Annotated in this window: 19 protein-coding genes and 1 pseudogene; 11 read left to right on the top strand and 9 right to left on the bottom strand. The window is 73.6% G+C overall.

Features of this window, described 5'->3' with window-relative positions; all coding sequences use genetic code 11:
* Positions 1-92: 92 nt before the first annotated feature.
* The 3 genes from ACH499_RS24995 to ACH499_RS24985 all read left to right on the top strand — a co-directional run bounded on the left by ACH499_RS24995 (position 93) and on the right by ACH499_RS24985 (position 2,497).
* Positions 93-1,463, top strand: a complete 1,371-nt coding sequence (locus ACH499_RS24995; RefSeq protein WP_399018447.1) for a peptidase C39 family protein — start codon at positions 93-95, stop codon at positions 1,461-1,463.
* 152 nt (positions 1,464-1,615) lie between these two features.
* Positions 1,616-1,756 carry an SCO1431 family membrane protein gene (locus tag ACH499_RS24990; RefSeq protein ID WP_356199254.1) on the top strand — a complete coding sequence of 47 codons (141 nt, stop codon included), beginning with the start codon at positions 1,616-1,618 and terminating at the stop codon, positions 1,754-1,756.
* An 81-nt stretch (positions 1,757-1,837) separates the two neighbouring features.
* Positions 1,838-2,497 carry a TetR/AcrR family transcriptional regulator gene (locus ACH499_RS24985; RefSeq protein ID WP_356199253.1) on the top strand — a complete coding sequence of 220 codons (660 nt, stop codon included), beginning with the start codon at positions 1,838-1,840 and terminating at the stop codon, positions 2,495-2,497.
* 56 nt (positions 2,498-2,553) lie between these two features.
* Here the strand turns inward: ACH499_RS24985 and ACH499_RS24980 are convergent, their stop codons facing one another.
* Positions 2,554-3,813, bottom strand: a complete 1,260-nt coding sequence (locus ACH499_RS24980) for a glycoside hydrolase family 18 protein (protein WP_399018445.1) — start codon at positions 3,811-3,813, stop codon at positions 2,554-2,556.
* A gap of 359 nt (positions 3,814-4,172) precedes the next feature.
* Between ACH499_RS24980 and ACH499_RS24975 the strand changes: the two genes are divergently transcribed.
* A complete protein-coding gene (locus tag ACH499_RS24975; RefSeq protein ID WP_356199556.1) occupies positions 4,173-5,345 on the top strand; it encodes an acyl-CoA dehydrogenase in 1,173 nt (390 codons plus the stop codon).
* Here ACH499_RS24975 and ACH499_RS24970 read toward each other — a convergent pair.
* Both ACH499_RS24970 and ACH499_RS24965 read right to left on the bottom strand, forming a co-directional pair.
* Entirely contained in the window at positions 5,308-5,589 is a 282-nt protein-coding gene (locus ACH499_RS24970; protein ID WP_399018443.1) for a hypothetical protein, read from the bottom strand. The genes ACH499_RS24975 and ACH499_RS24970 overlap by 38 nt on opposite strands.
* A gap of 175 nt (positions 5,590-5,764) precedes the next feature.
* Complete coding sequence (locus ACH499_RS24965) at positions 5,765-6,202, bottom strand: hypothetical protein (protein ID WP_399018441.1); 438 nt, start codon at positions 6,200-6,202, stop codon at positions 5,765-5,767.
* A 267-nt stretch (positions 6,203-6,469) separates the two neighbouring features.
* Between ACH499_RS24965 and ACH499_RS24960 the strand changes: the two genes are divergently transcribed.
* From ACH499_RS24960 to fxsA, 4 genes are all read left to right on the top strand, one after another.
* A complete protein-coding gene (locus tag ACH499_RS24960) occupies positions 6,470-6,910 on the top strand; it encodes an Lrp/AsnC family transcriptional regulator (protein ID WP_004002750.1) in 441 nt (146 codons plus the stop codon).
* Between the two features lie 78 nt (positions 6,911-6,988).
* A complete protein-coding gene (locus ACH499_RS24955) occupies positions 6,989-8,593 on the top strand; it encodes an amidohydrolase (RefSeq protein ID WP_399018439.1) in 1,605 nt (534 codons plus the stop codon).
* 526 nt (positions 8,594-9,119) lie between these two features.
* Positions 9,120-9,995 carry a polyprenol monophosphomannose synthase gene (locus ACH499_RS24950; RefSeq protein ID WP_356199244.1) on the top strand — a complete coding sequence of 292 codons (876 nt, stop codon included), beginning with the start codon at positions 9,120-9,122 and terminating at the stop codon, positions 9,993-9,995.
* A gap of 46 nt (positions 9,996-10,041) precedes the next feature.
* Positions 10,042-10,614, top strand: a complete 573-nt coding sequence (fxsA, locus tag ACH499_RS24945) for an FxsA family membrane protein (protein ID WP_399018437.1) — start codon at positions 10,042-10,044, stop codon at positions 10,612-10,614.
* 106 nt (positions 10,615-10,720) lie between these two features.
* On the opposite strand, the gene ACH499_RS24940 is transcribed toward fxsA, so the two are convergent.
* The 4 genes from ACH499_RS24940 to ACH499_RS24925 all read right to left on the bottom strand — a co-directional run bounded on the left by ACH499_RS24940 (position 10,721) and on the right by ACH499_RS24925 (position 14,220).
* On the bottom strand, positions 10,721-11,095 hold the full coding sequence (locus ACH499_RS24940) for an RNA polymerase-binding protein RbpA (protein WP_356199240.1): 375 nt from the start codon (positions 11,093-11,095) through the stop codon (positions 10,721-10,723).
* A gap of 278 nt (positions 11,096-11,373) precedes the next feature.
* Positions 11,374-12,720, bottom strand: a complete 1,347-nt coding sequence (locus ACH499_RS24935) for an MFS transporter (protein WP_399018435.1) — start codon at positions 12,718-12,720, stop codon at positions 11,374-11,376.
* Positions 12,721-12,793: 73 nt separating this feature from the next.
* Complete coding sequence (locus tag ACH499_RS24930) at positions 12,794-13,561, bottom strand: glycerophosphodiester phosphodiesterase (RefSeq protein ID WP_399018433.1); 768 nt, start codon at positions 13,559-13,561, stop codon at positions 12,794-12,796.
* The gene (locus tag ACH499_RS24925; RefSeq protein WP_399018431.1) at positions 13,558-14,220 is read right to left on the bottom strand and encodes a YitT family protein; all 663 of its coding nucleotides are present in this window, start codon (positions 14,218-14,220) and stop codon (positions 13,558-13,560) included. Before ACH499_RS24925 ends, ACH499_RS24930 begins: the two co-directional genes overlap by 4 nt.
* A gap of 101 nt (positions 14,221-14,321) precedes the next feature.
* Here ACH499_RS24925 and ACH499_RS24920 point away from each other — a divergent pair, with 101 nt between their 5' ends.
* The gene (locus ACH499_RS24920; RefSeq protein ID WP_356199235.1) at positions 14,322-15,821 is read left to right on the top strand and encodes a PLP-dependent aminotransferase family protein; all 1,500 of its coding nucleotides are present in this window, start codon (positions 14,322-14,324) and stop codon (positions 15,819-15,821) included.
* Positions 15,822-16,588: 767 nt separating this feature from the next.
* Here the strand turns inward: ACH499_RS24920 and ACH499_RS24915 are convergent.
* Positions 16,589-18,122, bottom strand: a pseudogene (locus ACH499_RS24915) (hypothetical protein); the annotation flags it as partial.
* A 49-nt stretch (positions 18,123-18,171) separates the two neighbouring features.
* Positions 18,172-18,366, bottom strand: coding sequence for a hypothetical protein (locus ACH499_RS24910; protein WP_007447353.1), 195 nt, complete (start codon positions 18,364-18,366; stop codon positions 18,172-18,174).
* A gap of 326 nt (positions 18,367-18,692) precedes the next feature.
* Here ACH499_RS24910 and ACH499_RS24905 point away from each other — a divergent pair, with 326 nt between their 5' ends.
* The gene (locus ACH499_RS24905) at positions 18,693-19,085 is read left to right on the top strand and encodes an ankyrin repeat domain-containing protein (protein ID WP_356199233.1); all 393 of its coding nucleotides are present in this window, start codon (positions 18,693-18,695) and stop codon (positions 19,083-19,085) included.
* 322 nt (positions 19,086-19,407) lie between these two features.
* A complete protein-coding gene (locus ACH499_RS24900) occupies positions 19,408-20,826 on the top strand; it encodes a HEAT repeat domain-containing protein (RefSeq protein WP_399018428.1) in 1,419 nt (472 codons plus the stop codon).
* The last annotated feature ends 113 nt before the right edge of the window (positions 20,827-20,939 follow it).

The raw sequence follows: 20,939 nt of genomic DNA, 5'->3' as shown, positions 1-20,939 counted from the left end.
AGTGCTGGCAGGAGGAGCGGCCTGCGGCCATAGTTGGCGCACGTCCGAGCAATGGAACCGCCACGACTCGCACACCTGGGGGTCTCTCACCCATGAGCAGAGCCGAACAGCCGTCCCGCAGAACGGTCCTGGCCGCCGCCGTCGCCGCCGCGGTGGCCGCCGGTGCGATGCCGGCCGCCGCCCACGCCGCGCCGTGGGCCGGTCCCGCCGCCGCGGGTTCCGACCCCGCCTCCCGCCCGGTCGACTACCGGGCCTGGACCACGTTCAGCGACTGGCGCGGCGGAACCGCGCGGGGCACCAGGGCCGTCGCCGGCGCCCGTCCCGGCGTCGTCATCGCCGCCCCGGCCGGCACCACCGAGTACACCGACCCGCACACCGGCACCACCGCCGGCTGGGAGTACGCGACGTGGACCTCGCCCGTCCACCGGCTCGCCGTGCCCTCGACGGAGGTCATCGCCTCCTGGAACGCGCACACCCCCGGCGGCACCTGGCTCCAGGTCGAGCTGCGGGGCACCTACTCCGACGGCACGGACACCCCCTGGTACGTGATGGGCCGCTGGGCCGCGGGCGACCAGGACATCAAGCGGACCTCCGTGGACGACCAGGGCGACGGCAGGAGCAGCGTCTGGACGGACACCTTCTCCGTCGACGACGCCTCCTCCGGCCTGCGGCTGGTCTCCTACCGGCTACGGCTCACCCTGTACCGGCGTCCCGGCACGGGGCTCACGCCCACCGTCTGGCGGCTCGGCGCGATGGGCTCCGACATCCCGGACCGCTTCACCGTGCCCGCGTCCACGCCCGGTCTCGCCCGGGAACTGAGCGTCCCGCGCTACTCGCAGGAGATCCACAAGGGCCAGTACCCCGAGTACGACAACGGCGGCGAGGCCTGGTGCAGCCCCACCTCCTCGCAGATGATCATCGAGTACTGGGGCGGCCGCCTCACCGAGGAGCAGCTCGCCTGGGTCGACCCGTCCTACGCCGACCCGCAGGTCTGCCACGCCGCCCGGCACACCTACGACCACCAGTACGCCGGCTGCGGCAACTGGCCCTTCAACGCGGCCTACGCGGCCACCTTCAAGGGCCTCCAGGGCGTGGTCACCCGCCTCGGCTCCCTCACCGACCTGGAGACACTGATCGCGGCCGGCATCCCGGCCATCACGTCCCAGTCCTTCCTGGAGAAGGAGCTGACCGGGGCGGGCTACGGCACCTCCGGCCACCTGATGACGGTGATCGGCTTCACCGCCGACGGCGACGTGATCGCCAACGACCCCGCCTCGGACGACAACGAGGCCGTGCGCCGCGTCTACAAGCGGCGCGAGTGGGAGAACATCTGGCTCAGGACCAAGCGGTACAACGCCAGTGGCAAGGTCGTCTCCGGCACCGGCGGCGTCTGCTACCTGTACTTCCCGGCACGTTTGAGCCCGCGCCAGCGCAAGGCGCTCGCGGCGGTGGGCGTGCGCTGACCGCGCGCCGGCGTCATGACGGCCCCCGGCACGCACCAGTGCCGGGGGCCGTCGGCTGTGAGCAACGTCTCCGCCGCGAAAGCCGCCCACGGTGGCAAGGTGGACAGCGTCAGCGGGGGAGTCCGGCAGTCGTCCGAGAGCAGCGAGAAGTCATGACCGCACACACCGCCACCGCCGCCCGCGCCCGCACCGGAGGTCCCGAGGACCACGGCCCGAAGCTCGTCGAGCACCTCGCGGGCTGGGGCCTCGTCGTGGTGATCGCGATGCTCGTGGTCCAGCTCGGCCTGCTCTGACCTCGCTCGGGTGTGACCTGCCCCACGACCCGGCCTGCCATACTGCGGAAGTCCCGCCCCCCGCAGAGACCAGGGCCGAAAGTGAACATCAGTCGACAGGGTTCCGACGCCGGTCCCGGGTCGCGCCGCACCGACCGCTTACCGGGCCGCCGCGGCGAACTCATCGCCATCGGCCGCAGGTTGTTCGCCGACACGTCGTACGACGCGCTCTCGATGGACGACATCGCCCGCCAGGCGCAGGTCACCAAGGGGCTGATCTACTACTACTTCCGGTCCAAGCGGGGCTACTACCTGGCGATCATCCAGGACGCCGTCGACGGCCTGGTCACCACCGCGGCCGACGGCACCGGACTGCCGAGGGCGGACCGCGTTCACCGCACCGTCGACGGCTATCTGCGCTACGCCGAGCACCACCAGGCCGCCTACCGCACCATCGTCAGCGGCGGCGTCGGCTTCGACGCCGAGGTGCAGGCCATCCGCGACGGGGTCCGCGAGGCGATGGTCGCGACCATCGCCGAGGGCGCCTACGGCCGCCGCGACATCGGGCCGGTGGCCCGCATGGGCCTGCTCTCCTGGGTGTGCGGCGTCGAGGGCGCCACCCTGAGCTGGATCGACCGCCCCGAACTGCCCCGCGAGGCCGTGCGCGACCTGCTGGTGCAGACGCTCGGCGGCGCCCTGCGCGCCGTCGAGGAGCTGGACCCCTCCTGCCCGGCCCCGGCACCCGCCCGCCGGGACAGCTGACGAAGGGGGCGGAGACCCGAGCCGGCCTCCGCCCCCCAGGACGCCCACCGGTCCGGTCAGTTGATCGCCCTGATCAGCTCACCGTTCGCGGTGTCCCCGCTCAGCTCCCAGAAGAACGTGCCGCCCAGCCCCTGTTGGTTCTTGTACGTCATCTTGGTGGCGATGGTCGCCGGGGTGTCGTAACTCCACCAGTTGCTCCCGCACTTGGCGTACGCGGTGCCGGCCACCGTTCCCGTCGCCGGGCAGGTCGACCTGAGCACCTTGTAGTCCTCGATGCCGTTCTCGTACGTGCCCTTCGCCGGGCCGGTCGCGGTGCCGCCGGGCGCCGACTGGGTGACGCCGGTCCAGCCGCGGCCGTAGAAACCGATGCCGAGCAGCAGCTTCGAGGACGGGATGCCGAGGCCCTTGAGCTTCGCGATCGTCGCCGACGTGTGGTAGTCCGCCTTGGGAATGCCGGAGTACGAGGTCAGCGGGGAGTGCGGGGCGGTCGGCCCGGACGCGTCCCAGGCGCCGAAGAAGTCGTACGTCATCGGGTTGTACCAGTCGACGTACGCGGCCGCGCCCGCGTAGTCGGCCGCGTCGAGCTTCCCGCCGGCCGACGCGTCGGCCGGGATGGCCGCGGTGACCAGGTTCCCGGAGCCGAACTTGGCGCGCACGGCGCCCATCAGCTTCCGGTAGGCGTCCCGGCCGCTGGTGTCGCAGGTCAGCCCGCAGGCGTTCGGGTACTCCCAGTCGATGTCGATGCCGTCGAAGACCCCGGCCCACTTGGAGTTCTCGACCAGGTCGTAGCAGGACTGGGCGAAGGCGGCCGGGTTCTTCGCGGCCTCCGCGAAGCCGCCGGACCAGGTCCAGCCGCCGAACGACCACAGGATCTTGAGGTTCGGGTGCTTCTTCTTCAGCTTGAGCAACTGGTTGAAGTTGCCCCGCAGCGGCTGGTCCCAGGCGTCGGCGACCCCGTCGACGGACTCGGCGGCGGTGTACGCCCGGTCGGTCGCCGCGTAGGCGTCGCCCATCGCGCACTTTCCGCCGGTGACGTTGCCGAAGGAGTAGTTGATGTGGGTGAGCTTGGCCGCGGAGCCGGACGTCTCGATGTTCTTGACGTAGTACTTGCGGTCGTACGTGCCCCATTCGGTGAAGTAGCCGACCACCTTGGACCCGGCCGCCGCCCGGGCGGCGGAGGCGGCGGGAGAGGCCGCGGGGGTGTCCGCGGCCGTCGCGGCGCCCGCGCCCGCGAGCAGTCCCGCGCCGAGGGCGGCGGAGCACAGGGCCGAGAGCAGCGCCCGGAAGCGGGCGCGGGGGACGTGGGGGAGATGCATCGGGTGTCTCCTCGTGGGGGGAAGAGGGAACGCTCGCCGATTGGCATGAACGCGGTAAGGCGTTCGGCACGTCACCGTAGGAGGACTAGACCACAGCGGTCAATGGTTCGGACCAAACCGCCGCCGGTTCCCGGCGTTTCCGGGCCTCTCGGCGTGCCCGTGAGATTTCTTGAAGTGAGCGGTCGTTAACTGGTGACTCCATACGTCCGATCGGGCATACTCACAGCGCACAGCCGCTGGTCAGGCGCTTCCGCGACCCGGGAGTGCGAGCATCGGCCAGGCCCGAACGACCCGGCGGAACCGCCTCCACCCAAGGCGCACGGTCCGCCGATGTGCCCGACAGGGAGGAGAGCGTCGCCATGCCCGACCGCGCCCCGCAGCCGGTGGAACGGCAACTGCCCACGGACGAGGCACGGGATCTGATCTCGCTCGTCCGCGACATCGCCGAGCGCGAGATCGCCCCGCGCGCGGCCGAGGAGGAGGACGCCGGACGCTTCCCGCGCGAGGTCTTCACGCTGCTCTCCGAGGCCGGGCTGCTGGGCCTGCCCTACGACGCCGAGTACGGCGGCGGTGAGCAGCCCTACGAGGTCTACCTCCAGGTCCTGGAGGAACTCGCCGCGGTCCGGCTCACCGTCGGCCTCGGCGTCAGCGTGCACACCCTCGCCTCCTACGCCCTCGCCGCCCACGGCACCAAGGAGCAGCAGGTCGAGCACCTGCCCGCGATGCTCGGCGGCGGCCTGCTCGGCGCCTACTGCCTCTCCGAGCCTGCCTCCGGCTCCGACGCCGCCTCCTTGCGCACCAAGGCGGTGCGCGACGGCGACGACTGGGTGCTCACCGGCACCAAGGCGTGGATCACGCACGGAGGCATCGCCGACTTCTACACCGTCATGGCGCGCACGGGAGCGGAGGGGCCGAAGGGCATCACCGCGTTCCTGGTCCCCGGCGACGCCGAGGGGCTCAGCGCCGCGGTCCCGGAGAAGAAGATGGGCCTCAAGGGCTCACCCACCGCGCAGATCCACCTCGACGGCGTGCGGGTCCCCGACTCCCGGCGGCTCGGCGACGAGGGCCAGGGCTTCTCGATCGCCCTGTCCGCCCTCGACTCCGGGCGGCTCGGCATCGCCGCCTGCGCCATCGGTGTGGCCCAGGCGGCGCTCGACGAGGCGATGTCCTACGCGGCCGAGCGCCGGCAGTTCGGCAAGCCGATCTCCGACTTCCAGGGTCTGCGCTTCATGCTCGCCGACATGGCGACCCAGATCGAGGCGGGCCGCGCGCTGTACCTGGCGGCGGCGCGGCTGCGGGACGCGGGGCGGCCGTTCTCCCGGCAGGCGGCGATGGCCAAGCTCCACTGCACCGACGCGGCGATGCGGGTCACCACCGACGCCGTGCAGATCCTCGGCGGTTACGGCTACACGGCGGACTTCCCCGCCGAGCGCTACATGCGCGAGGCCAAGGTCCTGCAGATCGTCGAGGGCACCAACCAGATCCAGCGCATGGTCATCGCCCGTCACCTCGTGGGGCCCGAGGAACGCTGAAGGTGCCGGTGACGCTGATGTCGCCGGCGGCGACGGCGTCGCCGAGCCGGTGCGGGGGCGCCGCGAGCCTGACCCACTCCGGGTCGTGGCGCCCCGGCAGGGTGCGGCCGCGGTCGGCCCAGGTCCGCATCAGTTCGCGGTAGATCGGCGGGTCCGGGAGTCGCGGCGCCGGCGGAACCGATCCCGTCGGCACCGGCACGAACACGCGGCGCCGGCTCCCGGTGGCCGAGTGCGTGGCAGTCATACCCGGGCAACGCGGCGGAGCGCGGACAGGTCACCCGCCCGCGGAATCGGGCGTGCGTTCACGGGTGCGCCTGCGTACCCGGCCGCGGCACACCCGACCGCGCCACGGCGTCGAGCGGGCCGTGGCGCGGAAGAGGTCCGTACAGGGAGCGGCGCCCCGCGAGGGGCGCGGTCGCTCAGGCGGCTTCGCGCCGCATCGTCGGCACACGCATCGGGCGCGAACCCGGGCCGCCGACGTGGGAGAAGGGCTGCGTCCGCCAGTCGAGGCCCCTGGGGAGCGTCAGCAGCAGGGCGGTGTCCTGCTCGTGCGGCCGGAACGACTCGTCCGCGGGCCGGGCGTCGGCGGCCTTGCGGCCGGTGCCGGCGCAGACGGTCAGACCGAACGGGTTCCACGGCGAGGCGCACAGCGCGTGCTCCGGCAGCACCTCCTCGTCCGCCAGCAGGGCGATGGGCTGCGCGCAGTCCGGGCAGATCACCCGGTACATCTCGAAGGTGTCGTAGGCGTCGAACTCCTCGTCGTCGAAGGCGTCGGGATCGACACCCTCCGGCACGGATTCGACGACGGGCTGCTGCCGCTTGGGCGCGGTACGACCAGGGCGCTTAAGACTCTGCATGGGATTCTCCCCCTCGGGCTGGGCCGTGAAGGCACTGCGGCCTCGACCACAGCAAGCACTTCCCGTCCCCCCTCACGGGTAATCACGAGAACATCACGGAGACGACCCAAGGCGTGTGGCGTTCGTCACATGCATGTCGCGGTTGCCCGGTGCGGTGTTTTTGTCCCCACCGGGACCCCTCGCCGGACCCGTCCCCGGCCCGGACCGGGGGCGGTCCGCGCCGCTCGGGTATCCGAGAAGATCAAGCGCACTGTAGGTTCTTGCGCCATGGAGGAGCTGGACCGACAGATCGTGCAGCTGCTCGTCAAGGACGGGCGGATGAGCTACACAGACCTGGGCAAGGCCACGGGCCTGTCCACGTCGGCCGTGCACCAGCGGGTGCGGCGGCTGGAGCAGCGTGGCGTCATCCGCGGGTACGCCGCGGTCGTCGACCCGGAGGCCGTCGGGCTGCCGATGACCGCCTTCATCTCCGTGAAACCGTTCGACCCCAGCGCCCCCGACGACATCGCGGACCGCCTGGCCGGGGTGCCCGAGATCGAGGCCTGCCACAGCGTGGCGGGCGACGAGAACTACATCCTCAAGGTCCGCGTGGCCACCCCCCACGAGCTGGAGGAGCTGCTCGCCCGGCTGCGCTCCCTCGCCGGCGTCTCGACCCGGACCACCGTCGTGCTCTCCACGCCCTACGAGGCCCGCCCGCCCCGCATCTGACCCACCGTGGGTGCCCCGCCCGCACGCAGCGCCGACCTGCGTGCGGACCGGCCGGGGCGAGGGGCGAGACTGGTGTCCATGAGTGAGTCCACCACCCCGCCCGCCACCGTCCTGCTGCGCCGCGGCGAGGTCCACAGTCCCGCCGACCCCTTCGCCACGGCGATGGTCGTCGAACGCGGCCAGGTCGCCTGGGTCGGCTCCGAGGGGGCCGCGGACGCCTTCGCGGACGGCGTGGACGAGGTGATCGACCTGGACGGCGCCCTGGTCACCCCGGCGTTCACCGACGCACACGTGCACACCACCTCCACGGGCCTCGCGCTCACCGGCCTCGACCTGTCGGGCGCGCCCTCCCGCGAGGCGGCCCTCGCCCTCGTCCGCGAGTTCGCCGCGGCCCGCCCGGCCGACCGCGTCCTGCTCGGCCACGGCTGGGACGCCTCCCGCTGGCCCGACGGCCGGCCCCCGGCCCGCGCCGAACTGGACGAGGCCACCGGCGGCCGGCCCCTCTACCTCAGCCGCGTCGACGTCCACTCGGCGGTCGTCACGACGGCCCTGCTCGACCTCGTCCCGGGGAACGTGAGCCGTGCCGACGGCCCCCTCACCGCCGACGACCACCACGCCGTGCGCGCCACCGCGCTGGGCGCCCTCACCCCCGCCCAGCGCACCGAGGCCCAGCGCGCCGCCCTCGCGCACGCCGCCTCCCTCGGCATCGGAACCGTTCACGAGTGCGCAGGCCCCGAGATCTCCTCCGAGGACGACTTCACGGGTCTGCTGCGTCTGGCCGCCCAGGAGGACGGGCCGAGGGTGATCGGCTACTGGGCCGAGCAAGACGTCGACAAGGCGCGGGAGTTGGGTGCGGCCGGCGCCGCCGGGGACCTCTTCGTCGACGGCGCCCTCGGCTCGCACACCGCCCGCCTGCACGAGCCCTACGCCGACGCCGGGCACACCGGGACCGCCTACCTGGACGCCGAGGCGGTCGCCGCGCACGTCGTGGCCTGCACCGAGGCGGGCCTCCAGGCGGGCTTCCACGCCATCGGCGACGCCGCCGTGAGCGCCGTCGTGGAGGGCGTGCGCGCCGCCGCAGAGAAGGTCGGCCTCGCCCGCGTCCGAGCCGCCCGGCACCGCGTCGAACACGCCGAGATGCTCACCCCGGAGACGATCGCGGCCTTCGCCGAACTGGGCCTGACCGCCTCCGTCCAGCCCGCCTTCGACGCGCTGTGGGGCGGCGGGGACGGCATGTACGCCCAGCGCCTGGGCGCCGAGCGGGCCCGCACCCTCAACCCCTTCGCGGCCCTGCTGCGCGCGGGCGTCCCGCTGGCCTTCGGCTCCGACAGCCCGGTCACGCCCCTCGACCCGTGGGGCACCGTCAGGGCGGCCGCCTTCCATCGCACCCCGGAGCACCGCGTCTCCGTGCGCGCGGCGTTCACCGCGCACACGCGGGGCGGCTGGCGGGCGATCGGCCGGGACGACGCGGGTGTCCTGGTCCCCGGCGCGCCCGCCGACTACGCCGTGTGGCGCACCGGCGACCTGGTCGTGCAGGCCCCCGACGACCGGGTGGCGCGCTGGTCGACGGACCCCCGCTCCGGCACCCCCGGCCTGCCCGACCTGACCCCGGGCCGCGACCTGCCCGTCTGTCTGCGCACCGTCATCGGCGGCCGGACGGTCTTCGTACGGCCGGGCGAGTGATCTCCACGGCCGACGGGGCGATGATCTTCGGACCCGCGAACCCCGCCCGTACGCCGCGCTGGCCTGGGGGTTGACGAGAACGCCGCAGGTGGCACCGGTGTTGACAGGCGACGGCGGGGGGCCGGTAGGTTCGGCCGGGTCCACCACCGGACGCCCGACCGGGTAAACCTCCGCGCACTCGTGGCGGCGCCGCTGCGTCAGGGACGGTGTGCCGCACCGGCGCACCGCCACTGGGAGCCAGGCTCAGCGCCCGCGCCGCGACGAGGGAACGTCATGGCCGGTCGGGAGGTGTGACCCGGGTGGGGCCCGGCAGCTCAGTAGACAACGGCTTTCGGTCGACCCGCAGCCAGCGGGTCCCAGGTCGGCCCGAAGGGCGCCGGGCCCCCATCCGCAGCGGAAACGGCCCGAAACGCGCATCCCTACCCGGCGTCGGCCGCCGCGACACCACCATTCCGGCGTCCTGTCACGTCATCGCAGGCCGTGGCCACTATGGTGGTGCTCTGCGTACGGACATGAAGGGGCAGCAGTGAACGACGGCGACGGGACGCTCGCGGCAGCGGACCAAGGGAGGCGGTTCGGCCCCCTGGGCACGGCCTTGGTGATCATCCCGACCTACAACGAGGCGGAGAACATCAAGGCCATCGTCGAGCGCGTGCGCGAGGCGGTCCCCGAGGCCCACGTGCTCGTGGCCGACGACAACAGCCCCGACGGCACCGGCCGGCTCGCCGACGAACTGGCCGCGGCGGACGACCAGGTCCACGTCCTGCACCGCAAGGGCAAGGAGGGCCTCGGCGCCGCATATCTGGCGGGCTTCCGCTGGGGCCTGGAGCGCGGCTACGGCGTGCTGGTCGAGATGGACGCCGACGGCTCCCACCAGCCCGAGGAACTGCCCCGCCTGCTGACCGCGCTCAAGGGCGCCGACCTGGTGCTCGGCTCCCGCTGGGTGCCCGGCGGCCGGGTGGTGAACTGGCCCAAGTCCCGCGAGTTCATCTCCCGGGGCGGCAGCATGTACTCGCGCCTGGCGCTGGACCTGCCGCTGCGGGACATCACCGGCGGCTACCGCGCCTTCCGCCGGGAGACCCTGGAGGGGCTCGGCCTGGACGACGTCGCCTCACAGGGCTACTGCTTCCAGGTCGACCTGGCCCGCCGCGCGGTCAAGGCCGGCTACCACGTCGTCGAGGTGCCCATCACGTTCGTCGAGCGCGAACTCGGCGACTCGAAGATGAGCCGCGACATCCTCGTCGAGGCGCTCTGGCGCGTCACCACCTGGGGCGTGGGGGAGCGGGTCGGCAAGGTCCTCGGCCGGGACAAGGCCCCCGCCGGGCCGGGCGGCGACCGCGGCCCCGACGAGGACCTCCCGCGGGGGACGGCGCAGGCCGGCACCGGGGACCGGAAGGCCTGATCACCCCCTTATCCCGCGCTGAGCCGGGCCCAGGCACACTGGAAGCATGACGACAGGCGCTCAGCCCCCCAGGACCCCCGCCCGGCCCCGGCGCTCCCGGCTGCGCACGTACCTGCCGCTGGGCCTCGCCGCCTGGCTCGTGCTGGAGATCTGGCTGCTCACCGTGGTCGCGGGCGCGTCGAGCGGGTGGGTGGTCTTCCTGATCCTGGTCGCGGGCATGCTGCTCGGCTCCGTGGTCATCAAGCGGGCCGGCCGCCGGGCCTTCCGCGACCTCACCGAGACGCTGCAACAGCAGCAGCCCGGCGTGATGCCCGCGCCCCGCACGAACAGCGAGGGCAACGGCCTGACGATGCTGGGCGGACTGCTCCTGATGATCCCCGGCCTGATCTCGGACGCGCTCGGCCTGCTGCTCCTGCTGCCCCCGGTGCAGAAGGCCGTGAGCCGGTCCACGCAGCGCACCTTCGAGCGCAAGCTCCGCGAGGCGGGCCCCGGCACCCTGGGCGACGCGTTCCGCCAGGCCCGTATGCACCGCCCGGACGGCAAGGTCGTCCAGGGAGAGGTCATCCGCGACGAGCCGGACGACGCCCCGCAGGACCCCCGCCCTCCGCTGACGCGCTGACGCCGGGCAGGCGGGCGCACACGACACGACGCGGGCGCCGTACGTGGATCACGTACGGCGCCCGCGTCGTGTGTTCGCCGAAGAGCCGGCTCAGCCCCAGGCGGGACTACGCACTCTTGCGGCTGTCCCGCGGATGCACCGCGATGTTCATCGCGCCGGAGCGCAGAACGGCCAGTCGCTCCTCGAGGACCTCTTCGAGTTCCTCGCGGGTGCGCCGCTCCATCAGCATGTCCCAGTGCGTACGCGCGGGCTTGGCCTTCTTCTCCTCGGGGCCGTCGCCGTCCACCAGGAGTGACTGGGCCCCGCAGACCTTGCACTCCCACTCCGGCGGGATCTCCGCCTCGACCGAGAAGGGCATCTCGAACCGATGCCCCTTCTCGCATGCGTACTCCACGGCCTGGCGCGGGGCCAGGTCGATGCCGCGGTCCGTCTCGTAGCTGGTCACCACGAGGCGCGTGCCGCGAAGAGCTCGCTCACTCATGAATCGTGCCTCCCGGGCTTGTCGCCCACAGGACAGGTGTCGCTGTCGTCGTCATCCGGTCAACGTCCGGGCGGCGGTAAAGATTCCCGTCCGGAGTCCCCGTTCCGGGCCCTGCGTCGCCGTCGCAGCCGCAGCCTTGCAACCAGTGCAGTACCCGCCGACGTCCGGTTTGTCACCTCTGTTGCCAGATGTGACATAGCGTTTCGGCACCTTTGACGCGCAGTAACGGTACGCCTGGCAGGCCAAACGCGTACACTACCGCCCTTTCGCGCCGATTGCTAAATCCTTTCGGGGACCGGGTTGCCCGCGTCGCCGATCGCACGCCGCACCGGCACCCGCGCGAGCAGCACGAAACCGACGACGAAGAACGCCACCAGCGAGATGATCGCGTCCCGGTAGCTCCCGGTGAGCTGGTAGGTGAGGCCGAACAGCAGCGGACCGAGCCAGCTCATGCCGCGGTCGCTCAGCTCGTAGGCCGAGAAGTACTCGGCCTCCTTGCCGGGCGGGACCAGATGCGAGAACAGCGACCGGGACAGCGCCTGGCTGCCGCCGAGGACGAGGCCGATCCCGGCGGCCAGCACGAAGAACCACACCGGCGCGCCGGCCGGCAGGAAGTAGCCGGCCGCGAGGGTCACCGTCCAGGCGACCAGCGACCCGAGGATCGTGCGCTTGGCCCCGTATCTCCGGGCCAGCCGGCCCAGGGCCAGCGCGCCCGCCACCGCGAGGACCTGGACCAGCAGGACGGCCACGATGAGCGTGGACTGCCCGAGCCCCAGCTCCTCGGATCCGTAGACCGAGGCCTGGGAGATCACCGTCTGGATGCCGTCGTTGTAGACGAGGTAGGCCAGCAGGAAGGCCAGCGTCAGCGGACGGCGGCGCATGTCGCGGACGGTCGCCGCGAGCTGCCGGAAACCGGGCAGCGCCGCCTCCCGCGTGGGGGCGCGCCGGTCGCGCAGCCGCCGCAGCGGGATGAGCGCGAAGGCACCCCACCACAGTCCCGCCGACGCCAGGCAGATGCGGACCGCCGCGCTCTCGCTCAGCCCGAAGGAGTCGTGGGCCGTGTAGAGGACCAGGTTGGCGACCAGCACCAGCGCGCCGGCCGCGTAACCGAAGGCCCAGCCGCGCGAGGAGACCGCGTCGCGCTCGGCGGGTGGCGCGATCTGCGGCAGGTAGGAGTTGTAGAGCATCATCGCCACCGACTGCGCGGCGTTGGCGACGACCAGCAGCAGCCCGCCCAGCAGATAGCGGTCCCCGTCGAGGAGGAACATCGCGGTCGTCGCCGCGGCCCCCGTGTACGCGGCCGCCGCCAGAAGCGGCTTCTTGCGGCCCGAACGGTCGGCCGCGGCTCCCACCAGGGGCATCACCAGCACCGCCACGATCACCGACAGGGACACCGAGTACGCGAAGAAGGAACCGGCCCGCACCGGGACGCCCAGGGGGTGGACGTATCCGTCCGCGTCCGCCGCCGACTCGGCGACCGACGTCAGATACGGCCCCAGGAACACGGTGAGCACGCTCGTCGAGTAGACCGAGCACGCCCAGTCGTAGAAGTACCAGCCGCGCTGCTCGCGCCGCCGGTCGGCGGCCCCGTCGGCCGCGTCCGTCCGCACGGTGTCGATGCCCACCCGTGCCCTCTCTTCCCCGTGAACGCGCCACGCCCTGGGGCCCGGCACGGGGCTCGGAGGGGCGCGGACGGCCTCAGACCCAGACGCCTCGGTCCTCCATGACCTTGCGCAGTGTGTCGATGTGATCGGTCATGATGCCATCCACTCCCAGGTCCAGGAGCCGGTGCATCCGCTCCGGATCGTTCACCGTCCAGACGTGGACCTGGAGCCCGCGCGCGTGGGCGGCGCGCACGAAGCGGTGATCGGCCACCGGTATGCCGGACTGGGTCTCGGGCACCTGCGCGGCCACCGCCGAGCGGCGCAGCGCGGCCGGCACGCCCCAGGAGCGCAGCCGCAGACCGAGGACGCCCCGCGTGCCGTACGAGGTGGCCAGGCGGGGCCCCGCCAGCCGCTGGGCGCGGACGACCCGGGCCTCGGAGAAGGAGCCGACGCAGACCCGGTCCCAGGCGTTCGTCCGCTCGATCAGCGCCAGCAGGGGCCGCAGCGCCGGCTCCGCCTTCACGTCGATGTTCCAGCGCACCCCGGGGAACGCCTCCAGCAGCTCCTCGAACAGCGGCACCGGCTCCTCGCCCGCCACGCGCGCGCGGCGCACCTCCTCCCACCGCAGGTCGGCGATCCGGCCCGCCCCGTCCGTCACCCGGTCCAGCGTCGCGTCGTGGAAGGCGACGAGCCGGCCGTCCCGCGTGGCGTGGACGTCCGTCTCGATGTACCGGTAGCCCGCCTCGACCGCGCGCCGGAACTGGCGCAGCGTGTTCTCCAGGCCGTCCGCGGCACCGCCCCGGTGGGCGAAGGCGATCGGGCCGGGATGGTCGAGATAGGGGTGGCGTATCGGGGTGGTCACGGCCGCAGTATCGCGCGCCGGGGCCGCCCCGCGGCAACCACCGTGCTGCCCTGCGACGGCTCGGGGACGGCGAACACCCGCAGGAAGACCTGGGCGAGCGGGCCGATCGACAGGGCGTACAGCAGCGTGCCGACGCCGACCGTGCCGCCGAGGGCGAAGCCCGTGGCCACGACGGTGATCTCCAGGACGGTGCGCACCAGGCGCACCGACAGGCCCGTGCGCCGGTTCAGGCCGGTCATCAGGCCGTCGCGCGGACCGGGACCGAACCGCGCCGCGATGTACAGCCCGGTCGCCGCGCCGTTCAGGACGATCCCCGACGCCATCATCGCGATCCGCAGCGTCCAGCCGTGGGCGTCGGGCACGACGGCCAGCGTGGCGTCCATCGCCGCGCCGATCACCAGCACGTTGGAGACCGTGCCGAGCCCCGGCCGCTGCCGCAGCGGGATCCACAGCAGCAGGACGCCCGCGCCCACGATCGTCAGCACCACGCCCATGGACAGGCCGGTGCGCTCGGACAGGCCCTGGTGCAGCACGTTCCACGGTTCGAGGCCGAGCCCCGACCCGACCAGCAGGGCGGAGCTCGCGCCGTACAGCGCCAGACCGCCGTAGAGCTGGAACAGCCGCCGTGCCACATGCCCGTGCACTGGTCGTGTGGACAAGATGTGCCCCCTGTGTGGTGGTAGTGGACTGCTCCATGACACCCTGAGGCGTGAGAAGCAGGGTCAACCATGGCCAATTCGGGGAAGGTGGACTGATTTCCATGGCTCAGTGGACCTCGGCCGTGGGGGCCGCCCAGCTCGCACGACTGCTCGGCTCCCAGCAGGACCGGCCGGCCGGCCCCGGCACCCGCCGCCCGCCCGCCTACCGCGCGCTCGCCGACGGCATCCGGCTGCTGGTGCTCGAAGGGCGGGTGCCGGTCGCCGCGCGGCTGCCCGCCGAACGCGAACTGGCCCTCGCCCTGACCGTCAGCCGCACCACCGTCGCCGCCGCCTACGAGGCCCTGCGCGCCGAGGGCTTCCTGGAGTCCCGGCGCGGCGCCGGGAGCTGGACCGCCGTACCGGCGGGCAATCCGCTTCCCGCGAGGGGCCTGGAGCCGCTGCCCCCCGAGGCGCTCGGCTCGATGATCGACCTCGGCTGCGCGGCGCTCCCCGCGCCCGAGCCGTGGCTGACCAGGGCCGTCCAGGGCGCCCTGGAGGAACTGCCGCCCTACGCGCACACCCACGGCGACTACCCGGCGGGGCTGCCCGCGCTGCGGTCGATGATCGCCGAGCGCTACACGGCGCGCGGGATCCCGACCATGCCCGAGCAGATCATGGTGACCACGGGCGCCATGGGCGCGATCGACGCGATCTGTCACCTCTTCGGGGGCCGCGGCGAGCGCATCGCCGTCGAGTCGCCGTCGTACGCCAACATCCTCCAGCTCATGCGCGAGGCGGGCGCGCGGCTGGTGCCCGTCGCCATGGCCGAGGGCCTCACCGGCTGGGACGTGGACCGCTGGCGGCAGGTGCTGCGCGAGGCCGCTCCCCGGATCGCCTACGTCGTCGCCGACTTCCACAATCCCACCGGCGCCCTCGCCGACGACGACCAGCGGCGCCGGCTGGTGGACGCGGCCCGCTCGGCCGGGACCGTCCTCGTCGCCGACGAGACCATGAGCGAACTGTGGCTCGAGGACGACGTCGAGATGCCGCGCCGCGTGTGCGCCTTCGACCCGGCCGGCTCCACGGTGGTCACCGTCGGCTCGGCCAGCAAGGCCTTCTGGGCCGGGATGCGCATCGGGTGGGTCCGCGCCGCTCCCGACGTGATCCGCAGCCTGGTCGCCGCGCGCGCCTACGCCGACCTGGGCACGCCCGTCCTGGAGCAGCTCGCCGTGAACTGGCTGTTCAGCACGGGCGGCTGGGAGGAGGCGGTGCGGATGCGCCGCGAGCAGGCCCGGCAGAACCGGGACGATCTGGTGGCGGCCGTACGGCGGGAGCTGCCGGACTGGGAGTTCGAGGTGCCGCGCGGCGGACTGACCCTGTGGGTGCGCTCCGGGGGGCTCTCGGGCTCGCGGCTGGCCGAGGCCGGGGAGCGCGTCGGGGTGCGGGTCCCGTCCGGCCCCCGGTTCGGCGTCGACGGGGCCTTCGAGGGGTACGTCCGCCTGCCGTTCACCGTGGTCGGCGCGGTCGCGGACGAGGCGGCGGTACGGCTGGCCGCGGCGGCCCGGCTGGTCGAGAACGGGGGCGGCGCGGGGAACGAGGCGCCGCGGACGTTCGTGGCGTAGGGGGCCGCGGCGCCGGGCTCGCGGGACCCGGGGTTCCGACAGGCCGTGCGGCGGCGTTTCCGCGGTCGCTCGAACGGGGCGGCCGGCCGGTGGGGTGTCGCGCCGGGCGCGGTCTCGGTGCCGTACGACCCGGCGGGGACGCGCGCGGGAGCGGTCGTGGAACGGACGACGGGCCCGGGGCGGATCCGCCCCGGGCCCGTCGTCGGGTCTCCCCGGTCAGCTCGTCTCCACCGCGACGGCCTTGGCCGGCACCGCTTCGGCGTCCGCGGTGGCCGCCGCGGCCGGTACCGCGTCGGCGAGCGGTGCCTCGGCGGTGACCGTCTCCGCCGCGGGAGCGGTCACCGCCGTGGTCTTCCGGTCCGTCTCCCCGAGAGAGGACTCCCCAGCACCCGCCGGGACCGCCTGCCTCTCCACGGACGGCTCCGGGATCGCCTCCGTCTCGACTGCGTGCGCCCGGCCCTCCGCGGGGGCCGGCAGGGCTCCGGAGGGGTCCTCGGGCTGCACCGGGATCGCCTCCGCCTCGGTCGCCTCCTCGGCTTCCGCCACGACAGGGGAGGCCCCGGCGCCCCCGTCGGTCTTCACCGGACGCGCCCCGGCCCCGGCGGAGACGGCACCGGCCTCGACCACCACGGGGACCGCCTTCGTCCTCACCGCGACCGCTCCGGCCTCCAGCGGCACCGCCTCCGGCTCGGCCGAGACGGTCTTCGTCTCCATCTGGAGCCCTTTCGTCTCGATGAGGATCGCCTTCGGCCTGGCCTTCGCGGGCACGGCCGCCTGTTCGCCGTCGGCCGGTGTTGTCCGCGGCGGCAGCAGGTCCAGCACCGCCTGCCGGTGCGCGTCGCTGGTGGCGTCGTCGTAGGGGTCCGGTGTGGCCGGCACCTGGAGCCGGTGTACCGGGCCGGTGCCGAGGCGGGCGTAGCCGCGGCCCGGCGGCACCTGGTCGACGGGTGTGGTGTGCGGGGCGGCGCCGAGCGCGGCCGCCAGTTCCTCCGCGCCGGCCGGCCCGAGCACGACCCGCGCACGCGTGTGCTGCCGTACGGCGTCGCCGAGGCCGTCCAGGGCGTCGAGCTGGTCGGCCACGACGACGGTCACGTTGGCCGCCCTTCCGTGCCGCAACGGGACCTGGAGCAGGGACTGGGGGTCCCGGCGGCCGTCCGCGGCGGCCAGGTGCGCGAACGCGCTCGGCCGGTCCACGAGCACCCACAGGGGCCGCCGCGTGTCGTCGGGCGGCGCCTGGCCCTCCTGCCGCGCCCGGTTGGCGGCGATCAGCCGGCGCTCCGTCTCGTGCGCGGCCCACTCGAGGCTGGTCAGCGCCCCGGCGAGCCCGCACTCCACGGCCAGGACGCCGTCGCGCCCGGTGAGGCAGGCGTATTCGCCGGTGCCCCCGCCGTCCACGACGACCAGGTCGCCGTGGTGCAGGGCCTGCAGGGCGATCGAGCGCAGCAGGGTGGAGGTGCCGCTCCCGGGCTGGCCGAGGACCAGCAGGTGCGGCTCGGTGGAGCGGACTCCCGTGCGCCAGACGACCGGCGGTACGTCCCGCTGCTCCTCGCCGTGGGTGAGCGGCAGCGTCCGCTGGACCCGGGTCGGGTCGGTGAAGCCCAGGACCGTCTCGCCGGGTGCCGTGACGAAGCGCTGGACGGCGATGTCGGTGGGCAGCGGGGCGAGGACGGCGACCGTGAGGTGGTTGGCCTCCTCGTCCCACGTGTACTGGTACTCGCGGCCCCGGCCGGCCTTGGCGGTGAGCAGGTGCTCGATGCGCGCCCGGGACCGGGCCTCCCCGTCGGTGAAGTAGGCGGGGTAGCGGATCACCAGCTCGGTGACGCGGCCGGTGTCGTCGAACTCGTAGGCGGGGAACGCCTTCTGCCAGTCGCCGCCGTGGGCGTACAGCGGATCGGGGTCCTCGGCGACCGAGAAGTAGGGGACCAGCGCCTCGTAGAGCGACTTGAGGCGCTCGGTCTGGGCGTCGTCGGGCCCGGCGGGTGCCGCGGGGGTGCGGTCCCTGCCCTGCCACGCCGCCGCCGCCATCAGCACGATGACGGCGAGCAGCGGGCCGTACGGCATCAGTGCCACGACCAGGACGACGGAGGCCACCAGGAAGAGCAGCGCGCCGCGCCGGTCCCTGGGGGTCTCGGTCCATCTGCGCCGCGCGGCCGAGGCCAGCCGGCCGAGACCGCGCGCGATCGTGATGAGCGGCTGGAGGACGTCGGTCGCGCTGTCGGCCGCCGTCCGGGCCAGCTCCCGGCTCCGCGCGAGCTGTGCGCCGCGTTTGCTCAGAATGCGGGGGAGGGGCCGCCGGGTCACTGCTGCCTCCTGGAGGTCCGTACGTGCGGGTTTCGGGCGGGGTCGGCCGTCAGAACTTGATTCCGCCGAGAAGGCCCGCCAGGCTCTCGCCGCCCGCCTTGATGCTCGGGGCGATGGCCGTGCTCGCGAGGTAGAAGCCGAACAGGACCGCGACCAGCAGGTGCGAGGCCTTGAGGCCGTCCTTGCGGAAGAAGATGAAGACGACGACGCCGAGCAGGACCACGCCTGAGATCGAGAGGATCATGTGAGTTCTCCTGGTTCGTGGGGACAGTCACCATGAGTACTTCCAGGCTCACAGGATGTATCCATACGATAAAAGGTGCAAATGGGGGAATTTCTATGAATTTGCCCCATGTGGCGGAGCGGTCCTCCGGCCGGCCGGGCGGCGGGGTCGCGTCCGGCCGGGTCCGTGACGATCTTTGCCTCGGCCGCGTCCGGTTCCGGGCGGCGCGAGCCAGTACCCTGGCGATTCACTCGTACGGCCGCACCGCTCGCGGCCGTGCGCACATGCAGTCCCCGACGTCCGTACGTCCCTGTGCGTACGTCCATGAGTGAGAGGTGGTCCGGCCGATGAACGAAGCCCCCGACCCCGAGGTCGTGGAGCTGGCGACCAAGATCTTCGATCTGGCCCGGCAGGGGCGGACCGAGGAACTCGCGGCCTACGTGGACGCCGGCGTTCCGGCCAACCTCACCAACGACCGCGGCGACTCCCTCGTCATGCTCGCCGCCTACCACGGTCACGCCGGGACGGTGCGCGCCCTGCTGGCCCGCGGCGCCGAGGCCGACCGGGTCAACGACCGGGGGCAGACCCCCCTCGCGGGTGCCGCCTTCAAGGGGGAGACCGACGTCATCAAGGCCCTCCTCGAAGCCGGAGCGGATCCTTCCGCGGGCACTCCGTCGGCGGTCGACACGGCGCGGATGTTCGCCCGGACCGAGCTCCTGGAGCTGTTCGGCGTGGCGTGAGCCGACGCCGACGTACGCCTGGTCGGCCACGCTGACCAGGGAAGACACGACCAACGGGGGAGGCGGTACCGGGCCGCCGAAATTTCGGTCGCGGCAGATGTGACCGCCGGGTCATCATGACGACGTGGTTCACGGACGTGATGGCTGGGCAGGTGTTGCCGCACCGCGCGGGCCGTGATGCGGCCCGCATGGGCCACCGACGAGAGGCAGAGGAACATGGTCTACAGCAAGCAAGAAACGGCGGGCGCTCCGACGTGTTGTCGCGCGGCCAGGTAACGCGTGTTTCCCGGTTGCGTCGACGCTTGATGTGAGGCTGTTTCCCATGTTCGATCCGGTCATAGCGCCCAGCGGTACCCTGCTCGGCCTGCTGCAGCGGGGTCGCGGCGACGGCACGCTGCACGCGCTCACCGCCCCCCGCGCCGAGGCGCTCGCGGCGCTGAACCACTGTGTGCTGCGCGACCCCCGCCACGACTGGCAGGTGGAGAACCGCTCCCTCTACTACGCCCGCCTCTACCTCGACCTGGGCGGCGAGCTGGACGCCATCGAGGCCCACCTCTTCGACCCCGAGGACGTCCTCGACTCCGACGAGTCGCGTACCGGCCTGGCCCTCGCGGTCCTCGGCCACCTCGCCTCCTACGGCAGGCTCGACGCTCTCCAGCTCCTGCGCCGCTACGCCGCGCACGGCGTCAACTGGGCCTGGGCCCTGGACGAACTGGCGCTGCGCGACGACGACGCGGGACTGCGCGCCCTCGCCGCGCCCGTCCTGGCCCGCTTCCCGCGGGATCCGGAGGGCGACGCCGAGCTGGCCGTCGCCGTGCGCGACGCCTTCGAGCCCAGGCCCTGGCGCCTGTGGGCCGAGGATCCGCGCGAATCGATCGCCACGCGCGTGCGTGCCGCCCAGGAGACGGGCTGCTTCGACCGCTGGCAGCGGCAGATGAGCCCCAGCGGACCGCGTCCGGGCTGGAGCGTGCGGGCCGTCTTCGAGTGGGCCCAGCAGGGCGTCGAACGCGGCGCCGCGCTCCATGTCCCCGCCGCCCGCTGCCTCGCGGCCGTCGCCGGGCCCGAGGACCGGGCCGAGATCGTCGAGGCCGCGCGGTCCGGCACCGAGGGCGCCCGCTGCACGGCCCTGCGCTACCTCGCCGACTGCGGCGACCCCGATGTCCTCGATCTGGTCGAGGCCGCCGCCGTGACCGGCACGGCACCCGTCGTGGAGGCCGCCGTCGCCGCCTTCGAGCGCATGCGCGGCCTCGCCGCCGTCGACCGGGCCCGCGCCTGGGCCCACCGGCCCGACGCCCTGGGCGCCGCCGCCGGGCGCGTCCTCGCCTGCCGGGGCGGCGCGCGGGACCGCGACCTGGTCCTCGCCGCGCTGCGGGAGGCGGTGCGGGGCGAAGGCCCCGACGCGCCCACCCTGTGGACCCTCGTCGACGGCGCCGGACGGCTCGGCATCGCCTGCGCCGCTCCCGTACTGCGCCACATCTACCGTGAGACCGCCTCCTCCCACCTCCGCGGCAGGGCCGCCCGCGCCCTCGCCGCCACCGACCCGTCCTTCGCCGCCGGCTTCGCCGTCGAGTGCCTGTGGGACTGCGAGGAGACGACCCGAGAACTGGCCGCCCGGTACGCCGAGACCGGCGACAACCGCGTCGTCGAGAGACTTCGCCGGCTCGCCGCCGACCCGGCCGAGGAGGACGAGGTCCAGACGGCCGTACGCAGCCGCTTCGGACCCGACGCGCCCGCCCTGTGAACGAGGGCTGACCCGCCGGGCGGGCCGGTGCACCGGATGCCCGGCCCGCCCGGCGCGGCGCCCGCACCTCGTCGTACGGGCTCGCTCGGCGCCGCTCCGCCGGGCTGCCGTCC

The organism is Streptomyces sp. NPDC018947 (assembly GCF_044390505.1).
GTDB lineage: Bacteria > Actinomycetota > Actinomycetes > Streptomycetales > Streptomycetaceae > Streptomyces.
Note: the sequence above shows the minus strand (reverse complement) of the source record. Positions and strands in the feature narration are given on the sequence as shown.

Excerpts from the sequence above, each read along its gene's own strand:
- fxsA (WP_399018437.1), top strand. The coding sequence starts at position 10,042 with ATGACGACAGGCGCTCAGCCCCCCAGGACCCCCGCCCGGCCCCGGCGC.
- ACH499_RS24910 (WP_007447353.1), bottom strand. The coding sequence starts at position 18,366 with ATGATCCTCTCGATCTCAGGCGTGGTCCTGCTCGGCGTCGTCGTCTTC.
- ACH499_RS24990 (WP_356199254.1), top strand. The coding sequence starts at position 1,616 with ATGACCGCACACACCGCCACCGCCGCCCGCGCCCGCACCGGAGGTCCC.
- ACH499_RS24940 (WP_356199240.1), bottom strand. The coding sequence starts at position 11,095 with ATGAGTGAGCGAGCTCTTCGCGGCACGCGCCTCGTGGTGACCAGCTAC.
- ACH499_RS24995 (WP_399018447.1), top strand. The coding sequence starts at position 93 with ATGAGCAGAGCCGAACAGCCGTCCCGCAGAACGGTCCTGGCCGCCGCC.
- ACH499_RS24920 (WP_356199235.1), top strand. The coding sequence starts at position 14,322 with ATGGCTCAGTGGACCTCGGCCGTGGGGGCCGCCCAGCTCGCACGACTG.
- ACH499_RS24975 (WP_356199556.1), top strand. The coding sequence starts at position 4,173 with ATGCCCGACCGCGCCCCGCAGCCGGTGGAACGGCAACTGCCCACGGAC.
- ACH499_RS24900 (WP_399018428.1), top strand. The coding sequence starts at position 19,408 with ATGTTCGATCCGGTCATAGCGCCCAGCGGTACCCTGCTCGGCCTGCTG.
- ACH499_RS24965 (WP_399018441.1), bottom strand. The coding sequence starts at position 6,202 with ATGCAGAGTCTTAAGCGCCCTGGTCGTACCGCGCCCAAGCGGCAGCAG.
- ACH499_RS24905 (WP_356199233.1), top strand. The coding sequence starts at position 18,693 with ATGAACGAAGCCCCCGACCCCGAGGTCGTGGAGCTGGCGACCAAGATC.
- ACH499_RS24970 (WP_399018443.1), bottom strand. The coding sequence starts at position 5,589 with ATGACTGCCACGCACTCGGCCACCGGGAGCCGGCGCCGCGTGTTCGTG.
- ACH499_RS24980 (WP_399018445.1), bottom strand. The coding sequence starts at position 3,813 with ATGCATCTCCCCCACGTCCCCCGCGCCCGCTTCCGGGCGCTGCTCTCG.
- ACH499_RS24955 (WP_399018439.1), top strand. The coding sequence starts at position 6,989 with ATGAGTGAGTCCACCACCCCGCCCGCCACCGTCCTGCTGCGCCGCGGC.
- ACH499_RS24960 (WP_004002750.1), top strand. The coding sequence starts at position 6,470 with ATGGAGGAGCTGGACCGACAGATCGTGCAGCTGCTCGTCAAGGACGGG.